This is a genomic window from Mycobacterium saskatchewanense, assembly GCF_010729105.1.
GTDB classification, from domain to species: Bacteria; Actinomycetota; Actinomycetes; order Mycobacteriales; family Mycobacteriaceae; genus Mycobacterium; species Mycobacterium saskatchewanense.
The window spans coordinates 1190332-1211748 of the sequence record NZ_AP022573.1 but is presented as its reverse complement, the minus strand read 5'-3'; the positions used below and the strand labels follow the sequence as shown (position 1 = coordinate 1211748).

At 70.7% G+C, this 21417-nt stretch carries 20 protein-coding genes and 1 pseudogene; 14 read left to right on the top strand and 7 right to left on the bottom strand.

The window, feature by feature from the left end; all coding sequences use genetic code 11:
- Both qcrC and ctaE read right to left on the bottom strand, forming a co-directional pair.
- Entirely contained in the window at window positions 1–873 is an 873-nt protein-coding gene (qcrC, locus tag G6N56_RS05595) for a cytochrome bc1 complex diheme cytochrome c subunit (RefSeq protein ID WP_408632662.1), read from the bottom strand.
- A gap of 29 nt (window positions 874–902) precedes the next feature.
- Complete coding sequence (gene ctaE / locus G6N56_RS05590) at window positions 903–1514, bottom strand: aa3-type cytochrome oxidase subunit III (protein WP_085253630.1); 612 nt, start codon at window positions 1512–1514, stop codon at window positions 903–905.
- A 138-nt stretch (window positions 1515–1652) separates the two neighbouring features.
- On the opposite strand from ctaE, the gene trpD reads away from it, so the two are divergent.
- Window positions 1653–2732, top strand: a complete 1080-nt coding sequence (gene trpD, locus G6N56_RS28855) for an anthranilate phosphoribosyltransferase (protein ID WP_158090739.1) — start codon at window positions 1653–1655, stop codon at window positions 2730–2732.
- Here the strand turns inward: trpD and G6N56_RS05580 are convergent.
- Window positions 2670–4502: pseudogene (locus G6N56_RS05580) on the bottom strand (DEDD exonuclease domain-containing protein); the annotation flags it as partial. The gene trpD and the pseudogene G6N56_RS05580 sit on opposite strands and share 63 nt — an antisense overlap.
- Window positions 4503–4660: 158 nt before the next feature.
- Here G6N56_RS05580 and G6N56_RS05575 point away from each other — a divergent pair.
- From G6N56_RS05575 to pimB, 4 genes are all read left to right on the top strand, one after another.
- The gene (locus G6N56_RS05575) at window positions 4661–4906 is read left to right on the top strand and encodes a hypothetical protein (protein WP_232069216.1); all 246 of its coding nucleotides are present in this window, start codon (window positions 4661–4663) and stop codon (window positions 4904–4906) included.
- A gap of 168 nt (window positions 4907–5074) precedes the next feature.
- A complete protein-coding gene (ripC, locus tag G6N56_RS05570; protein WP_085257110.1) occupies window positions 5075–6208 on the top strand; it encodes a peptidoglycan hydrolase RipC in 1134 nt (377 codons plus the stop codon).
- Window positions 6209–6242: 34 nt separating this feature from the next.
- Window positions 6243–7088, top strand: coding sequence for an eCIS core domain-containing protein (locus G6N56_RS05565; RefSeq protein ID WP_232069308.1), 846 nt, complete (start codon window positions 6243–6245; stop codon window positions 7086–7088).
- Window positions 7089–7097: 9 nt separating this feature from the next.
- The gene (gene pimB, locus G6N56_RS05560; protein WP_085257111.1) at window positions 7098–8231 is read left to right on the top strand and encodes a GDP-mannose-dependent alpha-(1-6)-phosphatidylinositol monomannoside mannosyltransferase; all 1134 of its coding nucleotides are present in this window, start codon (window positions 7098–7100) and stop codon (window positions 8229–8231) included.
- A 105-nt stretch (window positions 8232–8336) separates the two neighbouring features.
- On the opposite strand, the gene G6N56_RS05555 is transcribed toward pimB, so the two are convergent.
- Complete coding sequence (locus G6N56_RS05555; RefSeq protein ID WP_085257112.1) at window positions 8337–10142, bottom strand: AMP-dependent synthetase/ligase; 1806 nt, start codon at window positions 10140–10142, stop codon at window positions 8337–8339.
- A gap of 149 nt (window positions 10143–10291) precedes the next feature.
- Between G6N56_RS05555 and G6N56_RS05550 the strand changes: the two genes are divergently transcribed.
- From G6N56_RS05550 to G6N56_RS05530, 5 genes are all read left to right on the top strand, one after another.
- Entirely contained in the window at window positions 10292–10681 is a 390-nt protein-coding gene (locus tag G6N56_RS05550) for a polyketide cyclase / dehydrase and lipid transport (protein WP_085257113.1), read from the top strand.
- Between the two features lie 114 nt (window positions 10682–10795).
- The gene (locus tag G6N56_RS05545) at window positions 10796–11230 is read left to right on the top strand and encodes an SRPBCC family protein (protein WP_085257114.1); all 435 of its coding nucleotides are present in this window, start codon (window positions 10796–10798) and stop codon (window positions 11228–11230) included.
- Complete coding sequence (locus G6N56_RS05540; RefSeq protein WP_085257115.1) at window positions 11227–12507, top strand: ArsA family ATPase; 1281 nt, start codon at window positions 11227–11229, stop codon at window positions 12505–12507. The genes G6N56_RS05545 and G6N56_RS05540 overlap by 4 nt, the downstream gene beginning before the upstream one ends.
- Entirely contained in the window at window positions 12504–12890 is a 387-nt protein-coding gene (locus G6N56_RS05535; protein WP_085257116.1) for a hypothetical protein, read from the top strand. Before G6N56_RS05540 ends, G6N56_RS05535 begins: the two co-directional genes overlap by 4 nt.
- 85 nt (window positions 12891–12975) lie before the next feature.
- Window positions 12976–13704, top strand: a complete 729-nt coding sequence (locus tag G6N56_RS05530) for a lysophospholipid acyltransferase family protein (RefSeq protein WP_085257117.1) — start codon at window positions 12976–12978, stop codon at window positions 13702–13704.
- Here the strand turns inward: G6N56_RS05530 and G6N56_RS05525 are convergent.
- The gene (locus tag G6N56_RS05525; protein ID WP_085257118.1) at window positions 13701–15014 is read right to left on the bottom strand and encodes a glycosyltransferase 87 family protein; all 1314 of its coding nucleotides are present in this window, start codon (window positions 15012–15014) and stop codon (window positions 13701–13703) included. The genes G6N56_RS05530 and G6N56_RS05525 overlap by 4 nt on opposite strands.
- A gap of 115 nt (window positions 15015–15129) precedes the next feature.
- Between G6N56_RS05525 and G6N56_RS05520 the strand changes: the two genes are divergently transcribed.
- Genes G6N56_RS05520 through G6N56_RS05510 form a run of 3 tightly spaced genes read left to right on the top strand, consistent with a single transcriptional unit; the run spans window position 15130 to window position 17939 of the window.
- Entirely contained in the window at window positions 15130–15996 is an 867-nt protein-coding gene (locus tag G6N56_RS05520) for a hypothetical protein (RefSeq protein ID WP_180150551.1), read from the top strand.
- Window positions 15997–16006: 10 nt separating this feature from the next.
- On the top strand, window positions 16007–16492 hold the full coding sequence (locus tag G6N56_RS05515; protein WP_085257120.1) for a polyadenylate-specific 3'-exoribonuclease AS: 486 nt from the start codon (window positions 16007–16009) through the stop codon (window positions 16490–16492).
- Window positions 16493–16550: 58 nt separating this feature from the next.
- Window positions 16551–17939, top strand: a complete 1389-nt coding sequence (locus G6N56_RS05510; RefSeq protein WP_085257121.1) for a class II 3-deoxy-7-phosphoheptulonate synthase — start codon at window positions 16551–16553, stop codon at window positions 17937–17939.
- An 84-nt stretch (window positions 17940–18023) separates the two neighbouring features.
- On the opposite strand, the gene G6N56_RS05505 is transcribed toward G6N56_RS05510, so the two are convergent.
- A complete protein-coding gene (locus tag G6N56_RS05505; protein ID WP_180150485.1) occupies window positions 18024–19355 on the bottom strand; it encodes a protein kinase domain-containing protein in 1332 nt (443 codons plus the stop codon).
- Between the two features lie 90 nt (window positions 19356–19445).
- Here G6N56_RS05505 and G6N56_RS05500 point away from each other — a divergent pair, with 90 nt between their 5' ends.
- On the top strand, window positions 19446–19850 hold the full coding sequence (locus G6N56_RS05500) for an Rv2175c family DNA-binding protein (protein ID WP_085257122.1): 405 nt from the start codon (window positions 19446–19448) through the stop codon (window positions 19848–19850).
- A gap of 40 nt (window positions 19851–19890) precedes the next feature.
- Here the strand turns inward: G6N56_RS05500 and G6N56_RS05495 are convergent, their stop codons facing one another.
- Window positions 19891–21417 carry an alpha-(1->6)-mannopyranosyltransferase A gene (locus tag G6N56_RS05495; protein WP_085257123.1) on the bottom strand — a complete coding sequence of 509 codons (1527 nt, stop codon included), beginning with the start codon at window positions 21415–21417 and terminating at the stop codon, window positions 19891–19893.

Sequence of the window (21417 nt, the reverse complement as noted above, 5' to 3'; positions counted from 1 at the left end):
TCACGATGCTCGTGCCCCGATCCACAGCGCGAGGCCGATGGCCGCGACCATGCCGATGATCCAGGCCGCCATGCCCTCGGGTGCCGGCCCGAAGCCGCCGAGGCCGTAGCCGCCGGGCTGACGCTCCTCGCTCACGGCCTTGACGTAGCCGATGATGTCCTTCTTCGCGTCCAGCGACAGCTGGCGGTCGGAGAACTTCGGCATGTTCTGCGGACCGGTCCGCATCGCCGCCAGGATCTGCTGCTCGTTGGCCGGGTCCAGCGTGGGCGCGTACTTGCCCGACGACAGCGCCCCGCCCCGTCCGGTGAAGTTGTGGCAGGACGAGCAGTTCAGGCGGAACAGGTCACCGCCGCGGCCCAGGTCGTCGCCCCGCAGCGATCGCATCGCCAGGCTGCCGTCGGGGTTGCGCTCCACCGTGGGACCGCCGCCGTTGGCCTGCACGTACGCACCGATCGCGTCGATCTGCGCCTCGTCGAAGATCGGCTCCTTACGGGGCGCCTGTGCCTCCCCGCGCATCGCCGGCATCCGGCCCGTCGACACCTGGAAGTAGATCGCCGCCTCGCCGACACCGATCAGGCTGGGCCCGTGGTCGGGCACGCCCTGCAGGTTGGCGCCGTGGCACGACACGCACGAGGTGTCGAACAGCTGCTTGCCGGTGCGCAGCATCGCCGAGGAGGACTCGTCGGCGACGGCCACCTGCGGCCTCGGCGTCAGGATGGCCGCCAGGCCGCCCGCGATCGTCAGGGCGATCAGCAGCAGCAAACCGCCCGACATGCGGCGGCGGAGCCGCCGGCGCGAGCGATCCGACCCGCCTTTGCGGGGGCTGCGTTCCACCGAGTCGCGGCCGGATCTCTTAGACCCCAATTTCTTCAACCGAGCACTCCTGTTCGTCCAGCGCCTGCTCATCGAATGAAATAGATCACGGCGAACAGCGCGATCCACACGATGTCGACGAAATGCCAGTAATAGGAGACGACGATGCTGGCCGTAGCCTGCGCCGGGGTGAATTTGGTCATCGCGGTGCGGGCTAGCAGGAAGATGAAGGCGATCAGGCCGCCGGTGACGTGCAGGCCGTGGAAGCCGGTGGCCAGATAGAACACGCTGCCGTAGGCGCTGCCATGGATGGTCGTGCCGTGGGTGGCCAGGTGGTAGTACTCGTAGCCCTGGCCGAGGATGAAGAACAGCCCCATCAGGAAGGTGATCACGTACCACCGGCGCAGGCCGAAGACGTCGCCCCGCTCCGCGGCAAAGACGCCCATCTGGCAGGTGAACGACGACGCGATCAGCACGAGCGTCACCGGCACGGCCTGATAAAGGTTCAGCTCGGTCGGCGGCGGCGGCCACTTCCCGCCGGCCTGCGAGCGCGCGGTGAAGTACATCGCGAACAGACCAGCAAAGAACATGAGCTCGCTGGAAAGCCACACTATCGTGCCGACACTGACCATATTCGGCCGGTTCAGCGAATGAACTCGCGACGTGATCGCAGTACCCGAGGTCCCTACAGCGCTGGTCACATCCGCAAGTATGACGCTTTGTAGTTGTCGAACTCTACCCGGGTGGCCAATTGGTGTTCCCGCGTCGCGCCGGGGCGGGTGCGGGCGGGGGTTCGGCAACGGTTGGGGGGTGGTCGGGCCGCGTGCGACCATCGGCGCGTGACTCAAGCATCCGCCGCTCCCGCGCCGGGCCCGGTTCCGTCGTGGCCGCAGGTCCTGGGGCGTCTGATCGGGGGGCGGGAACTGGCGCGCGGCCAGGCCGCCTGGGCGATGGACCAGATCATGACGGGGAGCGCGCAGCCGGCCCAGATCGCGGCCTTCGCGGTGGCGATGCAGATGAAGGTCCCGACGGCGGCCGAGATCGGCGAACTGGCCGAGGTCATGCTGACCCACGCGCGCCGGCTGCCCGCCGACGCGATCCCCGGCGACGCCGTCGACATCGTCGGCACCGGCGGGGACGGCGTCAACACCGTCAACCTGTCCACGATGGCGGCGATCGTGGTGGCGGCCGCCGGCGTGCCGGTGGTCAAGCACGGCAATCGGGCGTCGTCGTCGCTGTCCGGCGGCGCGGACACGCTCGAGGCGCTCGGGGTGCGCATCGACCTCGGGCCCGACCAGGTCGCGCAGAGCCTCGCCGAGGTCGGTATCGGGTTCTGCTTCGCGCCGCTGTTTCACCCGTCGTACCGGCACGCGTCCGTGGTGCGCCGGGAGATCGGGGTGCCGACCGTGTTCAATCTCCTTGGGCCGCTGACCAATCCGGCGCGGCCGCGCGCAGGGTTGATCGGCTGCGCGTTCGCCGACCTGGCCGAGGTGATGGCGGGCGTGTTCGCGGCGCGCCGGGCCAGCGTGCTGGTGGTGCACGGCGACGACGGGCTCGACGAGTTGACGACGACGACCACGAGCACGATCTGGCGGGTGCAGGCAGGCACGGTGGACCGGCTGACCTTCGACCCGGCCGGGTTCGGTTTCGCCCGGGCCGACCTCGCCGACCTGTTGGGCGGCGACGCCGAGGCCAACGCGGCGGAGGTGCGTGCGGTGTTCTCCGGCGCGACGGGGCCGGTCCGGGACGCCGTCGTGCTCAACGCGGCCGGGGCGATTGTCGCGCACGCCGGGCTATCCAGCCGCGCCGAATGGTTGCCGGCGTGGGAGGACGGGCTGCAGCGCGCCGCCGCGGCCATCGACTCCGGGGCTGCCGAACAGCTGCTCGCGCGATGGGTGCGGTTCGGCCAGCAGGTCTGAGTCCCGCAGCTGCTCGCCCGCCAGCCGGGCCGACCGCGCCGCCGCCGCCCAGGCCGCCCAGGCGCCGGCCGACCGCAGCGGGGAGGCCCAGCCCTCGTCCGAGGCGTCGGCGACCCGCACGATGCGCACGCCCGGGCCGGCCAGCCATCGCGCGATGAGCGCGGTCTCCTCGACGAGCGCGCCGCCGAGGGGGGACGCCGCCGGCAGGATCGCTTGCGCCCCTGCATGAATCGCGTCGATCACCGGCATCGGGGGCACACCGCGTCTGGCGGTGCCGGCCGCGGCGAGCTGACCGTGGCGGATCACGGCGAGCTGGTATCCGCCCTGGCCGTCGGGTGCGGCGGCGGTCAGCTCGGGCATCGCGGCCAGGGCGCGCAGCCGCTGACCCCGCCACAGGGCCTCGACGGCGACGGCGGTGCGGTCGCGCAGCCGCGCGGCGCTCTCGAAATGATGGTGCTCGGCGAGCGCGGTCACCTGCTGTACGGCCTCGGCCAGGGCCGAGTTGTCCGATCCGTCGATCAGGGCCGCGGCGCGGGCCACGGCGGCGGCGTACTGGATGGCCGTCGCCTCGCGGACGGCGGGGCAGGGCGACACCTCCAGCGGGGGACAGGCCGGGCCGTGCAACCCCGAGCGCGCCAGCCGCGCCGTGCACGTCCGCAGCCCGGTGAACCGGGCGAACAGGGCGGCCGTATCGGCGGCGTCGGCGCGGGACCGGAACGGGCCGATCGCACGGTCGTGCCGCGGCGCCCGCATCACCGACAGGCGGGGAAACGCCTCGTCGGTCAGCGTCACCCACCACCACCGGTGCGGAAACCTCGACCGGCGGTTGTACGGCGGGGCGTGCGCGGCCAGCAGCCGCAACTCACGCACCCCCGCCTCGAGCGCGTGCGCGCACTCGACGTGGTCGACCGCGGTGGCGAGGTTGACCATCTCCTTCATCCGGCCGCGGGGATCGGCGCCGGTGAAGTACTGGTTCACCCGGCGTCGCAGGTCGACCGCGGTGCCGATATAGAGCACCTCGCCGGACGGCCCGCGGAACAGATAGACGCCCGGCCGGCGGGGCAGCCCCTCGGCGAGGACGCGCTTGCGTCGCTGGGCGGGCGTCACGTCCGGCAGATACGAGCGCAGGTCGGCGTAGGTGGACACGCCCTGGTTGCCCACCCGCTCGATGAGGGCGTGCAGCACCTCGACGGTGGCCCGGGCGTCGTCGAGGGCGCGGTGGGTGGGCTGCGCGGCGACGGCGAACAGCCGCGCCAGGGCGGCAAGCCGCACGCTGGGTGCTTCCTCACGGCTCAGCACCCGGCGGGCCAGCCGGACCGTGCACAGCACCCGGGGCCGCGGCCAGGGCATCCCGCACCGCTCGGCCGCTGCGCGCAGGAACCCGTGGTCGAACCCGGCGTTGTGCGCGACCAGCACGGTCCCGTGCTCGAAGCCGGCGAACTCCATGAACATCGGCAGCACGGCGTCGATGGTCGGGGCGTCGCACACCATTGCCGTGGTGATGCCGGTCAGCTGCACGATCTGGGGCGGGATGGTGCGCTGCGGGTCGACCAGGGTGGCGAACTCGCCGAGCACGACGCCGCCGCGGACCTTGACCGCCCCGATCTCGGTGATGGCATCGGCCACCGCCGCGTCGGTGCTCTTGGTGCGCCCACCGGTGGTTTCCAAGTCGACCACGACGAAAGTCATTTCGCGCAAGGAGATCTCGTCGGCCACGAGCGGCGGCCCCAGATCGGCGAAACTCAGCTGAGCGGCCCCGCCTGCACCCATGGCCGAGACGTTAGGCACACCCACCGACACCGCGGGGTTCCCACGCCGCGGTTCGGGGCCGAACGATTTGCGGCACCGAAGACTTGTCGGTGCCCGCGGTTAGCGTTCGGACAGCCCCACTTCGCATTCGTCAGGGCCCCACCGAGAGGACTCATCCCATGGCACACGATCCGATGGCACCCGGCAGGACCCCTGACGTCAGGGGACCGGTGGTGATCGACTGCGACGAGTGCGCGGTGCGCGGCCCCGGATGCCGCGACTGTGTGGTCAGCGTGTTACTCGGGGTCCCGGAGACGTTAATGCAGGACGAACGCGCCGCATTGGAAGTCCTCGCCGATGTCGGCTTGGCGCCGAGGTTGCGGCTGGTGCCGATTCGCCGCGACCGCGGTTCTGGTGTAGCCTAAACGCCTTGTGCGCCAAGGAGGCTCAACTCTCACACCGAAATGACAGAATTCTTTCTAATTTCTTAATCCCCCGCTTTGGACAAACGTCGATATCGTTTCGTAACCTGTTTGAGACCTAAACCCAGCTCGACGCCATGTCCGTCGAACGGCCGTTTAAGGAAGCAAATCTTGAGGCTCGGTTCTAAGTACCGGATTGTGCGTGTCCCCACACGAATCGTCGTCGGTACGTTAGCGAGCTTGACCGTCTTCTCCGGAGTGTTGGCCGCCAACGCGGTGGCCGACCCGGCCGACGATGCGCTCGCCAAGCTCAGCGAGCTGTCTCGCCAGGCCGAGCAGACCACCGAGGCCATGCACAGCGCGCAACTCGACCTGGACGCGAAGCTGGCCGCCCAGCGTGCCGCCGACAAGAAGCACGACGACGACCAGGCCGCCGTCGACGCGGCCAAGGCGCGCCTGGCCTCGTTCCAGGGCGCGGTCAACAAGCTGGCCGCCGCGACGTACATGGGCGGCAGCGTCGACGGCATGCAGGCCATCCTCACGGCGGGATCGCCGCAGGGGCTGATCGACAAGCTGGCCGTGCAGCGGGTGATGGCGCGACAGATGGCCACCCAGATGGCCAATTTCCGGGCCGCCGGCGAGGAGGCCGCCAGGGCCGAGCGCGATTCCGCCAAGTCCGCCGCCGACGCGCGGACCGCGGCCGAGCAGGCGGCCGCGGTCCGGTCGAGCCTCCAGTCCAAGGAGAGCCAGCTGCAGGTGCAGATCGCAGTGGTCAAGTCGCAGTACGTGGCCTTGACGCCGCAGCAGCGCACCGCACTCGCCGACCCCGGCCCCGTCCCGGCGGCGGCGCCGGGCGCGCCGGCGCCCGAGGCGGCCCCGCCCGGGGTTCCCCAGCCCGGCGGTCCGGCTTTCGGTGAAGCCCCGCCGCCCGGCGGGATGTTCGCACCCCCCGGGGGTGGCGACCGCGGGACCGTCGTACAGGCGGCGTTGACTCAGGTCGGTTCGCCCTATGTGTGGGGCGGTGCCGCGCCGGGCGGATTCGACTGCTCCGGGCTGGTGATGTGGGCGTTCCAGCAGGCGGGTATCCAGTTGCCGCATTCCAGCCAGGCGCTGGCCCACGGCGGCCAGCCGGTGTCGCTGTCGGACCTGCAGCCCGGCGACGTGCTGACGTTCTACTCGGACGCCTCGCACACCGGCATCTACGTTGGTGACGGGATGATGATCCATTCCTCTACCTATGGACAGCCGGTGCGGGTGGTGCCGATGGGTGCCGGCGGCCCGATCTACGACGCCCGCCGTTACTGAGCGCCCTCGCGCGCGACGGCGGCGGCTCGCGATCCTGCTGGCCTGGGTCTTCGTCGTCGAGCTGATCGCGGCCGCGGCCGTCCCGTTCGACGCCACGATCGATCGCCGGGCGCGCCCCGCGCAGGTCGTCACGCCCGCGCGCGGCCAGGTCGGCTCGGCGACGAAGACCATCGCCGCCGGCGACCGCACGGTCCGCCTCGTCAGCCCCGGCGGCCTGCCCGCCGACCGACTGCTGTCCCGGGTGGCGTCGGACATCGGCGCCGCGGTCAGCGCGGTGGAGGCCTTCTGGGGAGTGGACTGGTCCCGCGAAATCTCGGTGGTCGCGGCGCGCACCGACGAGGAGTTCCGCGCGGCCGCCGGCGGGGGACCGGCGTCGCAGTGGGCCGACATCGCGGCCGTGACGGTGGCCGACCGCGTCGACCCCGCGCGCCGGCTGGCCGTCGGGCAGCGGATCGTATTCGCCCCGGGCGCGGCCGGCATGAGCGCGCCGGCGCTCCGAATAGTGTTGGCGCACGAGCTTTTTCACTACGCCGCGCGCGTCGACACCGCCGCGGACGCGCCCCGCTGGCTCACCGAGGGGGTGGCCGACTTCGTCGCCCGACCGCGCACCCCGGTGCCGCGCGACGCGGTGCCGGTACCGCTCACGCTGCCGTCGGATGCCGAGCTGGACCAGCCCGGGTCGCAGCGGTCGCTCGGCTACGACCGGGCCTGGTGGTTCGCCCGTTTCGTCGCCGACACATACGGGGCGCCGAAGCTGCGTGAGCTATACCTGGCCGCATGCGGCATCCGGCACCCCGACGTCCCCACCGCCGTCCACGACGTCCTGGGCGTCGACCCTTCCGGGTTGCTGGTGCGCTGGCGCCAGTGGCTGACCGGCTAGCCTTTCCCGGTGAGCCGGGTCCTGCTCGTCACCAATGACTTTCCGCCCCGGCCGGGCGGCATCCAGTCCTATCTGGGCGAATTCGTCGGCCGGTTGGTCCGCTCCGGGTCCCACTCGGTGACGGTGTACGCCCCGCAGTGGAAGGGCGCCGACACTTACGACGCGGCGGCCGGCTACCGCGTGGTGCGCCATCCGGGCACGCTGATGCTGCCGGTGCCGACCGTCGACGCCCGGATGCGCCGCCTGATCGCCGACGACGGCGTCGACACCGTCTGGTTCGGCGCGGCCGCCCCGCTGGCGCTGCTCGCGGGGCGCGCCCGGCGGGCCGGCGCCCGGCGGGTCGTGGCGAGCACGCACGGGCACGAGGTCGGCTGGTCGATGCTGCCGGTCGCCCGCTCGGTGCTGCGCCGCATCGGCGACGACACCGACGTCGTCACCTTCGTCAGCCGCTACACCCGCTCCCGGTTCGCCCCGGCCTTCGGGCCCAAGGCGCGGCTCGAATACCTGCCGCCCGGCGTGGACACCGACCGCTTCCGCCCCGATCCGCTTGCGCGCGCCGAGCTGCGCGACCGCTACGGGCTGGGCGGGCGGCCGACCGTGGTGTGCGTGTCCCGGCTCGTGCCGCGCAAGGGTCAGGACACGTTGATCAGGGCGCTGCCGTCGATCCGGCGACGCGTCGACGGGGCCGCCCTGGTCATCGTCGGGGGCGGCCCCTATCTGGACACGCTGCGCAAGCTGGCTCGCGAGTGCGGGGTCGCCGACGACGTGACGTTCACCGGCGGCGTGCCGGCCGCCGAACTGCCCGCCCACCACGCGCTGGCCGACGTGTTCGCGATGCCGTGCCGCACCCGCGGCGGGGGCATGGACGTCGAGGGCCTGGGCATCGTCTTCCTGGAGGCCTCGGCGACTGGCGTGCCGGTGATCGCCGGCAGGTCGGGCGGCGCTCCGGAAACCGTGCGGCACAACGAGACTGGCTTGGTGGTCGATGGGCGCTCGGTGCACGACGTCGCCGACGCCGTCGCCGGGGTGCTCGGCGATCGCGACCGGGCCGCCGCGATGGGCGCGGCCGGGCGCCGCTGGGTCACCGAGCAGTGGCGCTGGGACACGCTGGCCACCCGGCTGGGCGAACTGCTGCGCGCCTAGCGTGTGCCCGCGCTTTGCCGCCGAAATTGCCGGGGTGGTCGCGGTCCGCGACAAAGCGCGACCCGTGCCGCTATCTATCTCGGCGATCGGGTGGCGCCCGAAGAACTAGTCCTTCTCGTAGATCGCTTCGATGTCGGTGGCGAACTTCTCGGCCACCACCTTGCGCTTCACCTTCATCGTCGGGGTCAGCTCCCCGCTGTCCTCGGTGAAGTCCACGGGCAGAATCCGGAATTTGCGGATCGATTCCGCATGCGAGACAGCCAGATTGGCGTTCTTGACGGCCGCGTCCACCTCGGCGACCAGGTCGGGATCGGTCGCCAGATCGCCCACCGAGGCGCCGGACGGCTTGTGGTTGCGCTGCTTCCAGCCCTCGAACGCCTCGGGGTCGATGGTGATCAGCGCGCCGATGAACGGCTTGGCGTCCCCGACGACCATCGCCTGACTGATCAACGGGTGTGCCCGCAGCTGATCCTCGAGCACCGCGGGGGCGACGTTCTTGCCGCCGGCGGTCACGATGATCTCCTTCTTGCGGCCGGTGATCGTGAGGAAGCCGTCGTCGTCGACCGCGCCGAGGTCGCCCGTCCTGAACCAGCCGTCGGTGAAGGCCTCGGCGGTGGCCTGTTCGTTGTGCCAGTAACCGCTGAACACCACGCCGCCGCGCACCAGCAGCTCGCCGTCCTCGGCGATGCGCAGGCTGTTGCCGGGGACCAGCGTTCCAACCGTGCCGATCTTGACATCACCGACCCGGTTGACGGTGATCGCCGCGCTGGTCTCGGTCAGCCCGTAGCCCTCGTGGATCGTCAGGCCCACGCCGCGGTAGAAGTGGCCCAGCCGCGCCCCCAGCGGTGCGCCGCCGGAGACGGACGCGTGGCACTCGCCGCCCAGCGCCGCGCGCAGCTTGTGGTAGACCAGCCGGTCGAACAGGGCATGCTTGGCGCGCAGCGCCAGCCCGGGCCTGCCGCCGCCCTCGTGGGCCTGGCTCCAATCCACCGCGGTCTGCGCGGCGAGCGCGAAGATCCGGCCCTTGCCGTCGTTGGCCGCGTTCTGCTCGGCGGTGTTGTACACCTTCTCGAAGACTCGCGGCACCGACACCACCACCGTCGGCTTGAACACCGCGAACATCGGCAGCAGGTTCTTGATGTCGCTGGTGAACCCGACGGTGACCTTGTTGGCGAACGCGGCCAGGGTGAGCGCCCGGGCCAGGACGTGGGCCAGCGGCAGGAAGATCAGCAGTCGCTGGCCCTCGTGCAGCAGGGTGGGCAGGCTCTCCTTCGTGCCGCGGATCTCGTGCAGCAGGTTGGAGTGGGTGAGCTGGCAGCCCTTGGGGCGCCCGGTGGTTCCCGAGGTGTAGATCAGCGTCGCCGGATGGTCGGCGCGCAGCGCGTCCTGGCGGGCGGTCAGCTCGGCGGCGTCGACCGACGCCCCGGCCTCGACGAGCTGGTCGAGCGCCTTCGGGCCGGACCCGTTGATGTGCAGCACCCGCCGCAGGGCCGGCAGCTCGGTGCTGAGCTCGGTGACGATCGCCGCATGCGCGTCCGTCTCGGCGAACGCCAGCACCGCTTCGGAGTCCTGCAGCACCCAGCGGACCTGCTCGGCCGACGACGTCTCGTAAATCGGCACGGTGACGGCGCCGACGGACAGGATCGCCAGGTCCAGGATCGCCCACTCGTAGCAGGTGGCCGAGAAGATCGACACCCGGTCGCCGGCCTGCACCCCCATCGAGATCAAACCCAATGCGGCGAAACGGATTTGGCAAGCGGCCTCGGCGCACGTGACGTCGGTCCACTCGCCCTCGACCTGGCGGCGGTAGATGACGAAATCGGGGTTCTCGCGCTCGTGGGCGAAGACCGTCGCCGCGATGTGGTCCTGCTCGCCGACGGAAAAGTGGGCGGGGACACTGTACTGACGCACGTTATGACCTCGTTTGACTCGTTCTGCGGGGGCATCCCTGCAGCCGGGGTTGCTGCACCCAGCCTAATCCGAGCGTTCACCCAGCTGCGGCCGCGCTGTCGGCCTGCCCCGTCCCGGGCGCGGGGTGACCGATGTGTGAAGCTGGGGCGGTGAACAGCATCCAGATCGCCGACGAGACGTTTGTCGCGGCTGACGGGGCACGGGTCGGCGCCGCGATCGCCGACAGGTCGAGCTGGCGGCGGTGGTGGCCCGACCTGCGGCTGCAGGTGGTCGAGGACCGCGGCGACAAGGGCATCCGCTGGACGGTCACCGGCGCACTGACCGGCACCATGGAGATCTGGCTGGAGCCCTCGCTCGACGGTGTGGTGCTGCACTACTTCCTGCACGCCGAGCCCACCGGCCTGGCGGCGTGGCAGCTGGCCAAGCTGAACCTGCCGAAATTGACGCACCGCCGGCGCGTGGCGGGGAAGAAAATGGCGTTCGAGGTCAAGACGACGCTGGAACGTCTCCGTCCGGTAGGGGTTTCTCCGGTAGTTTAGCCAGGTCCGGTGTGCGTGGAGAGTACCGTTTCGGACCGTAGGCCAGGGGTAGTCAGGCACTCGGTTTCCCCGCAGCCGGGTCGACCCGCGGGCGGGAGAGAGGGCAGCAACCAGGTGGCGGAGAAGACGACGCAGACCATCTACATCGAGGCCGACCCCGGCACCGTGATGGACGTGATCGCGGACATCGATTCCTATCCGGAGTGGATCTCGGAATACAAGGAAGCCGAGGTGCAGGAGAAGGACGCCGACGGCTATCCGAAGCTCGCCCGGTTCGTGCTGGATGCGGCCGTCCTCAAGGACACGATGGTCATGTCCTACCAGTGGCCCGCGGACCGGAAGTCGGTGAGCTGGACACTCGTCTCGGGCTCGCTGCTGCGCTCCCTCGAGGGGTCATACCGCTTGGCGCCCAAGGGTTCCGGCACCGAGGTGACCTACGAGCTGTCGGTGGACCTGGCCGTCCCGATGATCGGATTGCTCAAGCGCAAGGCTGAGCGCCGATTGACCGACACCGCGCTGAAAGACCTGAAGAAACGAGTCGAGGGCTGAGTGAGTCCACCGAATCTCGGGCTCCTGCCCCGGCCCGGATCAGCCTCTTCGTCGGCAAAGGTGGGGTAGGCAAGTCCACGCTCGCGTGCGCCACCGCGGTCAGCGACGCGAACGCAGGGGGCCGCGTGCTGCTGGTGTCCACCGACCAGGCGCACTCGCTGGGCGACGTGCTCGGGGCGCCGGTGCCGGCGAGCGGCGGGGACGGGCTGGTCCGGGTGCTGGCCGACCTGGACGCCGGGCCGGCCGAGGGCGGCGGCTTTCTCGACGCGCTGGCGTTGGACACCCTGGCCCTGCTCGAGAGCCGGTGGCAGGGGGTGGTCGACGCGCTGGATCGGCAGTTCCCCAACTCCGAGTTCGGTACCGTTGCGCCCCAAGAGCTTTCCGCTTTGCCCGGGGTTCAGGAGGTGCTCGGCCTGCACGCCGTCGGCGAGCTGGCCGCGTCCGGACGATGGGATCGCGTCGTCGTCGACTGCGCCTCGACCGCGGACGCCCTGAGGATGCTGACGCTGCCCGCCACCGTCGGGCTCTATGTCGAGCGGGCGTGGCCCCGCCATCGCCGGTTGTCCGCCACCGGCGACGACGCTCACTCGGCGGCGCTCATCGAGCTGCTGGAGCGCATCAGCGGCAGCGTCGAACGCCTCGGCGCGTTGCTCGCCGACGGTGAGCTGGTCGACGCCCACCTGGTGCTGACCCCGGAACGGGTGGTCGCCGCCGAAGCGGTCCGGACGCTCGGTTCCCTCGCGCTGATGGGCGTGCGCGTCGAGGAGCTGATCGTCAACCAGATGCTCGTCGAGGACCAGTCCTACGAGTACCGCAACCTGCCCGACCACCCCGCGTTCGAGTGGTACGCCGAACGCATTGCCGAACAACGTGCCGTCCTCGACGAGCTCGACGCCACGATCGGCGACGTGGCACTCGTGCTGACCCCCCACCTGTCCGGCGAGCCGATCGGCCCCAAGGCACTGGGCGCGCTGCTCGACGCCGCCCGTCGTCGCGGCGGAGCGGCCCCGCCGGGACCGCTGCGGCCGATCGTCGACCTCGAATCCGGATCCGGTCTTGGGTCGACATACCGGATGCGGCTAGCGTTGCCCCAACTCGATCCCGCGACCCTGACCCTCGGCCGCGTCGACGACGATCTGATCGTCAGCGTCGGCGGGCTGCGGCGCCGGGTTCGATTGGCGTCGGTGCTGCGCCGGTGCACGATAGTGGACGCCAAAATTCGGGGTAGTGAGCTGACAGTTCGTTTTCGACCGGATCCGGAGGTGTGGCCTAAGTGAGTGGGGCTCATCCCGACATCGGTCCCGAATTGCGCCGGCTCGCCCAGGCGATCGTCGACGGGATCGATCCGGCCGTGCGCGCGGCGGCGGCGCTGACGGCCGGCGCGGGCGTCGGGACCGGCAAGTGCCAGCAGGTTTGGTGTCCCGTGTGCGCCCTGGCCGCCCTCGCGACCGGCGAGCAGCACCCGTTGCTCACGGTGATCGCCGACCACAGCGTGGCCCTGCTGGAGGTGATCCGCGGCATCGTCGACGGTGTCGACGGGTCCCCGGAGCCGCCGGAGGGCGGCGGCCCCCCGACCGGCGGGCCGCCGGGCGGCCCCAGCGACGGCGACGGCGACAGCCGGACCCGGTATCAGCCCATCCCGATCACAGTCGAGGACTGACCGGCCGCGTCGAAGGTGGTCCCTCCTGCCGCGGGTCGGTACAGTTGGCGCAGAACAGGGTCGGTGCGGGGCGAAAGGGAGGGCCATGTACTACTGGCTATTCAAGTACATCCTGCTGGGCCCGCTGCTCGCGTTGCTCGGTCGCCCGAAAGTCGAAGGGCTGGAACATGTTCCGAGTTCCGGCCCGGCGATACTCGCCAGCAATCACCTCGCGGTGATGGACAGCTTCTATCTGCCGCTGGTGGTGCGCCGCCGGATCACCTTCCTGGCGAAGTCGGAGTACTTCACCGGAACCGGCCTGAAGGGCTGGTTCAAGCGCTGGTTCTTCACCGCCGTCGGCCAGGTGCCGATCGACCGCACCAACGCCGACGCCGCGCAGGCCGCGCTGGAAACCGCCGAGCGCCTGCTGCGCCAGGGCAAGCTGCTGGGCATGTATCCGGAGGGCACCCGCTCTCCCGACGGCCGGCTGTACAAGGGCAAGACCGGGCTGGCCCGGCTCGCGCTGCACACCAACGTCCCGGTGATCCCGGTCGCGATGATCGGCACGAACGTCGTCAACCCGCCCGGCACGGGCATGTTGCGGTTCGGCCGGGTGACGGTCCGCTTCGGCAAGCCGATGGACTTCTCCCGTTTCGAGGGCCTGGCCGGTAACCGCTTCATCGAGCGCGCCGTCACCGACGAGGTGATCTACGAGCTGATGCGGCTCTCCGGGCAGGAGTACGTCGACATCTACGCCGCCAGCGTCAAGGATCGCGGCAACGGCGACGCGCCGACCAGCGCGTCCGCGCGGATCCCCGAGAGCGCCGTCGGCTAGCCCCCGACGTCGCTGAGCTGCCGGCGTTCGTCGGCGTCCGCGGCCGGATCGTCGGCGTCCCGCGACGGCGTGCGGGCGGTGACCGCGAGTCCCGCCACGACGAGGACCGCCAGCGCCCACCACACGTACGACATCCCGACGAGCTGTCGCCACCAGGACGCCGCCGTCTCGTGGTGCTTGGGCATCAGGTCGATCGGTGACCAGCGCATCAGCGCCACCCCGGCGGCGGCGACCGCCCCCAGCGCCAGGCTGCGCCGCCGCCAGGCCAACACGCCGGTCACCAGCACGGCCGGCAGCGCCCACACCCAGTGGTGCGACCACGACACCGGCGACACCACCAGCCCGAACAGCGCCACGCAGACGATCGCCAGCACCGGCTCACCGGCCCGCAGCACCCGTCGCATCGCCCAGACCGTCAGGCCCAGCACCAGCAGCGACGCCGCCACCCACAGCAGGAAGCGTTGCTGCTCCGCGATTCCCGTGCGGGCGAGGGCGCCCGCGATGTTCTGGTCGGTGTTGAGCGCCGCGGCGCCGATCCGGTCGGTGTGGTGCACGGTGCGGGTCCAGTACTCCCACGAGTCGTCCCACGCCAGCGCGAAGCCGATCAGCGTGGCCGCCGCGAACGAGCCCACCGCCGTCAGCGCCGCGCGGTTGTCGCGCCGGAGCAGGAAGTAGAGCAGAAACACCGCCGGGGTCAGCTTGAGCGCGATGCCCAGGCCGAGCAGCACGCCTCGGGGCCACGGGGTGCGCCGCGGCACGCAGTCGGCGATCACCACGGTCATCAGCACGACGTTGATCTGACCGAAGGCGAAGTTCGACGCGATCGGTTCCAGCCAGATCGTCGCGGGCGCCGCGATGGCCACGGCCAGCCACAGCCGGCGCAGCCACGCCGGCCCGGGCAGCACGGCGGAGGTGTTCCACACGTCGAGCCGCGCCAGCACGACGGCGGTCGAGACGATCAGCAGCATCAGCGTCAGCGCCGTGATCGCGACGCTCGCGGCCGGCATGTGCAGCCAGGCGAACGGGCAGAACACGATCGCCGCCAGTGGGGGATAGGTGAACGGCAGGTCGATCCCGATTGGGGTGTGGAACATCACGTCGCCGTGGTACAGCGGGCGGCCGTTCAGCCACGCCTGGCCGCCCATCTGATAGACGTCGATGTCGATCCGGTAGGGCGTGTGGCCGAACAACTGCCAGGCGGCGTAGCCGAGCCCCGCCAGGGCCAGCAGCCAGAGCGGACACCAGATCAGCGCCCGCCGGGAGCCACGTCTGGTTGGGAGGCCCGCGCCGGGCGCCTGCGTTCCACTCATGTCGCAGAACAGCGTAACGGTGTCCGACCCCGCGATGCGGCCACAGCGCGGCTCGCGCGGTGTGGGCGGCCGCAGGCGTAGCTTGTGAGAAGTGCTGCACTGGTTCGCGCCGAGGGTGGCCCGGTGGTTTTCGCATGACATCGTCGCCGCCGGCCGGCTGCCGTTGCTGTGCTGCCTGGTCGCCTTCATCCTGACCTTCTTCGTGACGCGCAGCTTCGTCCGGTTCATCCGCCACCGGGCCGCGTGCGGCCACCCGACCAGGTGGTGGCATCCGCGCAACGTCCACATCGGGGACGTGCACATCCACCACGTGACGTTCGGGGTGGTGCTGGTATTGCTGTCCGGGCTGACCCTGGTGACGCTGTCGATCAACGGTCGCGAGCCCGAATTCACTTTGAGCGCAATCTGTTTCGGGATCGGGGCGGCCCTCGTACTCGACGAGTACGCGCTGATCCTGCATCTGTCCGACGTGTACTGGTCGGAAGACGGCCGCACCTCGGTGGATGCGGTGTTCGCCGCCGTCGGGGTGGCCGGGTTGCTCATCATGGGCCTGCACCCGCTGATGTTCTTCCTGCCCATCTGGGAGGGCACCGACTCGGTGCCGCTGCGCGCCGCGGTGGCCGGCGCCCTCGTGCTGACGCTGCCACTGGCGGTGGTGGTGGTGCTCAAGGGCAAGGTGTGGACCGGCCTGCTCGGCATGTTCATCGTGGTGTTGCTGGTGATCGGCGCCGTCCGCCTGTCGCGCCCGCACGCTCCGTGGGCCCGGTGGCGGTACACCGGCCGCCCGGAGAAGATGCGACGGGCCCTGCAACGCGAACGGATGCTGCGCCGCCCGGTGGTGCGCGCCAAGCTGTACATCCAGGGCGCGATCGCCGGGACGCCCGGGCTGCCCGACGAGCGCGTCGTCGACGCCTGTCTGGACGACGAGGTGCATCCCGCACCGCCGCCCGAGGGGACGGAGCCCATCCTGATCGCCCGCTAGGCTGCGGCGTGTGCGGTATTTCTACGACACCGAGTTCATCGAGGACGGCCGCACCATCGAACTGATCTCCATCGGCGTCGTCGCCGAGGACGGCCGCGAGTACTACGCGGTGTCCACGGAGTTCGATCCCGAGCGCGCCGGCAGCTGGGTCCGCGCCAACGTGCTGCCCAAGCTGCCGCCGCCGTCGTCGCAGGTGTGGCGCTCGCGCCGGCAGATCCGGGCGGACCTCGAGGAGTTCTTTCGGATCGACGACACCGACGGGGTCGAGCTGTGGGCGTGGATCGCGGCCTACGACCATGTGGCGTTGTGCCAGCTGTGGGGCACGATGCCGGAATTGCCGCGGGCGCTGCCCCGCTTCACCCGGGAGCTTCGCCAGCTGTGGGAGGACCGGGGATCCCCCCGGCTGCCGCCGCGGCCACCGGACGCCCACGACGCGCTGGTCGACGCGCGCGAGCAGTTGCGCCGATTCCGGCTCATCACCTCCGACGGCCGGTGAAGTCCGCCGGGCCGTTCGCCCTGATCAGCCGTCTCCTCATGCCGGTTACCATAGACCGATGAACTGGACCGTCGACATACCGATCGACCAGCTGCCGTCGCTGCCGCCGCTGCCGGGTGACCTGCGGGCCCGGCTCGACGCCGCCCTGGCCCTACCGGCCGCCCAGCAACCCAGTTGGCCCGCCGAACAGGCGTCGGCGATGCGCACGGTCCTCGAGAGCGTCCCGCCGGTGACCGTGCCCTCGGAGATCGTCCGGCTGCAGGACCACCTGGCCCAGGTCGCGCGCGGCGAGGCGTTCCTGTTGCAGGGCGGCGACTGCGCGGAAACGTTCGTCGACAACACCGAACCCCACATCCGCGGCAACATTCGTACGTTGCTGCAGATGGCGGTGGTGCTGACCTACGGGGCCAGCATGCCGGTGGTCAAGGTGGCCCGCATCGCCGGTCAGTACGCCAAGCCCCGGTCGGCCGACATCGACGCGCTGGGCCTGCGGTCCTACCGCGGTGACATGATCAACGGCTTCGCCCCGGACGCCGCGGCCCGCGAGCACGACCCGTCGCGGCTGGTGCGCGCCTACGCCAACGCCAGCGCGGCGATGAACCTGGTGCGCGCGCTGACCTCGTCGGGGCTGGCGTCGCTGCACCTCGTGCACGACTGGAACCGGGAGTTCGTCCGCACCTCGCCGGCCGGGGCACGGTACGAGGCGCTGGCCAGCGAGATCGACCGGGGCCTGAAGTTCATGAGCGCCTGCGGGGTGGCCGACCGCAACCTGCAGACCGCCGAGATCTACGCCAGCCACGAGGCTTTGGTGCTCGACTACGAGCGGGCCATGCTGCGGTTGTCGGACGTCGAGGACGGGGAACCGCAACTTTACGACCTGTCGGCGCACACCGTGTGGATCGGCGAGCGCACCCGTCAGCTCGACGGCGCGCACGTCGCGTTCGCCGAGGTGATCGCCAACCCGATCGGCGTGAAGATCGGGCCGACCATGACCCCCGAGCTCGCCGTCGAGTACGTGGAGCGACTCGACCCGCACAACAAGCCCGGCCGGCTGACGCTGGTGAGCCGGCTGGGCAACGGCAAGGTGCGCGACGTGCTGCCGCCGATCATCGAGAAGGTCCAGGCCACCGGCCATCAGGTGATCTGGCAGTGCGACCCGATGCACGGCAACACCCACGAATCGTCCAACGGTTACAAGACGCGGCACTTCGACCGCATCGTCGACGAGGTGCAGGGCTTTTTCGAGGTGCACCGCGCGCTGGGCACCCACCCCGGCGGCATCCACGTCGAGATCACCGGCGAGAACGTCACCGAATGTCTCGGTGGCGCGCAGGACATTTCGGACACCGATCTGGCGGGCCGCTACGAGACCGCGTGTGACCCGCGGCTGAACACCCAGCAGTCGCTGGAGCTCGCGTTCCTCGTGGCCGAGATGCTGCGCGACTGACTTTCACCACCGCGAGCGACCGTGTCTGTACGGCGACACGCCGATACGGTTGTGCATTTGCGGACGCTCGCGCGGTGGGGCTAGCTACAAAAGCCCGCTGAGGTTGCTGCCGATGGTCCACGCGGCCGTGGCGACCAGCCCGGTGAGTGCCAGGATCACCGCCACCCAGATCAGCACCATGCGCCGGCCGCGCTGTCGGGCCCACACGAATTCGCTCATCGCGATGCCGGCGAATTCGCCTGAGACGGGCTCGTATTCGTAGTCATCGTCTTCGTCTTCGTCTTCGTCTTCGTCGTTGTCGTAGTAGTCGTTGTCGTAGTAGTCGTTGTCGTAGTAGTCGTCGTCGGCGTAGTCGCCGCGATCGGGACGCGGTTCGGGCTGCTCGACGGGCGCCGGCTCGGCCCAGTCGCCGGGCCCGCGGGTCAGCTGCCGGGTGGGCTGGCGAGCCGGCGCCGGGGCCGCCGGCCGCGGCGGCCCGGCCGGCCGCTGGCCCATCCGGCTGTGGTGCAGCGCCGCCGAGCGGTGCTGGGCGGAGTTGCGGGGCGCCGGGACCCGGAAGTCGGGCAGCTGCAGCTCCTCGGCGATCGCGTCCAGGTCGGCGCCCATCTCGATGGCGTCGGCGTAGCGCCGCGCGGGGTCGCGGGCGGTCGCACGCTCGACGAACTCGTCGAATTGCGGCGGCACCCCCTCGATCGCCGCGCTCGGCGGCGGCACATCGGTGTCCAGTCGCTGGTAGGCGATCGAAAGCGCCGAGTCGCCGGTGAACGGGGTCCGCCCGGTGAGCAGTTCGTAGGCCAGGATCCCGGTCGAGTAGACGTCGCTGCGGGGACCGGCGTTGCCGTCCCGCACCTGCTCGGGCGACAGGTAGGCCGCGGTGCCCAGAATGACGCTGGTGGAGGTGATTCCGGCGGCCGCGACGGCGCGGACCAACCCGAAGTCGGCGATCTTCACGTCGCCGTCGTCGGAGATCAGCACGTTCTCGGGCTTGACGTCGCGGTGCACCAGGCCGGCGCGGTGCGCCGCCGCCAGCCCGCCGAGCACCGGACGCAACACCGATGCCACCGCGTGCGGCGGCATCGGACCGCGTTCGGCGAGCAGCTCGCGCAAGGTGCCGCCCTCGATCAGCTCCATCACCAGGAACGGGTGGCGGTCGTCCATGCCCTGGTCGTAGACCGCGACCAGCCCCGGGTTCTTCAGCCGGGCCACGGTTCGGGCCTCGAGCCGGAAGCGGGTGAGGAATTGCTCGTCGCCGGCGTACCGCGCGTCCATCACCTTGACCGCGACGGGCCGGTCGAGCCGAACGTCGACGCCGCGATAGACCGTCGAGGTGCCGCCACTGGCGATCCGGCACTCCACCAGATAGCGGCCGTCGAGCAACGTGCCCTCCAACGGGTCCCCGGCACCGGTCGCGGCCACGGGGCCAGCTTAGGGGCGGCGCGGACGTCGCCGTGCAAACGGTCGGCGGAACACCGCTCCAAGCTGCGGAGCGGGGCCTACACTGGCGCCGTGGGCAGCATTCCGGCCGGCGACGACGTTCTGGATCCCGACGAACCGACCTACGACCTGACCCGGGTCGCCGAACTGCTCGGCGTGCCGATCAGCAAGGTCCATCAGCGGTTGCGGGAAGGGCACCTGGTCGCGGTGCGCCGCGACGGCGGCGTGGCGGTACCCCAGGTCTTCTTCACCCATTCCGGTGAGGTCGTCAAGAGCCTCCCGGGGTTGCTGACGATCCTGCGCGACGGCGGCTACCACGAAACCGAGATCTTGCGGTGGCTGTTCACGCCGGATCCGTCGCTGACCGTCACCCGCGACGGCGCCCGCGAATCGCTGAGCAATGCGCGTCCCGTCGACGCCCTGCACGCCCACCAGGCCCGGGAGGTCCTGCGCCGCGCGCAGGCGATGGCCTACTGAGGGCCTACTAAAGGCCGACCGAGGGCCGACCGATGGGGGCCTAGGCGGCCTCGGGCGACGAAGCAGGGGCGCGATGCAGGGCGTACCAGGCGACCAGCGCGCAGGCCGTGGCGATGAAAACGTGTATCCACGAGTACATTCCGTGCGACCCGTCGGGCTTGAAGATCACCATGACCCAGGTCGACAGGCCGGCGATCAGCGCGACCGCCCGCCGGGACTGGGCCAGCGGGGCCGCGACCGCCAGCGGCCAGGAGTAATACCAGGGCAGGGCGGCGGGCACGAACAGCACGACGATCAGCATCGACCACGCGATGCCGGTCAGCGCCGCCCGGTCGTCTCGCCGAAACCGCCACCACAGCAGCGGGAGCGACACCGCGATGATCGCGATGCCGACGTAGCGGGTGACCCGCAGCGTGGCGTAGAAGTCGACCGGGAACAGCCCGCTGCCCAGCGCGTGAATGAGGTTGGCGGCCGCCGTCGGCACGGTCAGCCAGTTGATGATCTTCACCGATCCCGCCAGCGCCGTCAGCCACCCGAGGCCGACACCGGCGACCGCGGACAGCACGCCGAACACCACGCCGAAGATCAGCACCGTCACCGCGGTCGCCGCGAGGAACGCCTTGGCGGACGAGTAACCCCGCCGCGCGCGCAGATGGCGCATCCACACCCACACCAGGAAGGGCAGCGAGATCCCCGCGGTGGCCTTGACCGCGATCGCGACCGTGATCAGTGTGACGCCCAGGACGTGGCGGTCGGCGAACGTCAGGGCGATGCCGGCGGCCATCAGGCCCACCATCAGCATCTCGTTGTGCACCCCGCCCATCAGGTGGATGAGCACCAGCGGGTTGAGCACGCAGATCCACAGCGCGATGGAGCCGTCGGTGCCCAGCTGCCGTGCCAGGCGTGGGGCGGCCCAGATCAGCAGCGCCAGCCCCGGCAGCATGCACAGGCGCAGCAGGGCCGTCCCGGCGACGACGTTGTTGCCGACGACGATCGTGACGAATTTCGCGACCAGGATGAAGGCCGGGCCGTAAGGGGCGGTGGTGATCGTCCAGATCGGACTCACGTTGTCCAACAAGATGTTCGGATTCGCGACGGGTCCGACCGCGTACGGGTCGAGCCCGTCGCGCAACAGCGCGCCCTGGGCCAGGTAGGAGTAGGTGTCCCGGCTGAAGACCGGCACCGAGAGCAGCAGCGGCGCCAGCCAGAAACCGGTGGTGGCTTTCATCGTGAACTCGGTCGCCTGCCCGGCGAGCGCCCGTCGGCCCAGCGCAAGCCATGCGATGAGCATGAGGCCCACGCCCGCCCACAGCAGGATCGACGACAGCACCAGGCCGTGGCCGAACCGCATCCAGGACATGTGAATCGTTTCCAGCAGCGGGTCGTGCTGGCGGGTGCTGCCCGCCCCGAGCCCGCCGATGGTGATCAGGATCGAGCCGAACAGGCCCAGCCGCGCCGGGCCGGACTCGGGGGCGGCGGCGAATGCGGTGAGCCGCGAAACGCGTTGTCGGAAAGGAGCTTTCGTCCCGGCTTCGTCGGCGGGCGGGGTATCTGTGGGCGTGGTCAT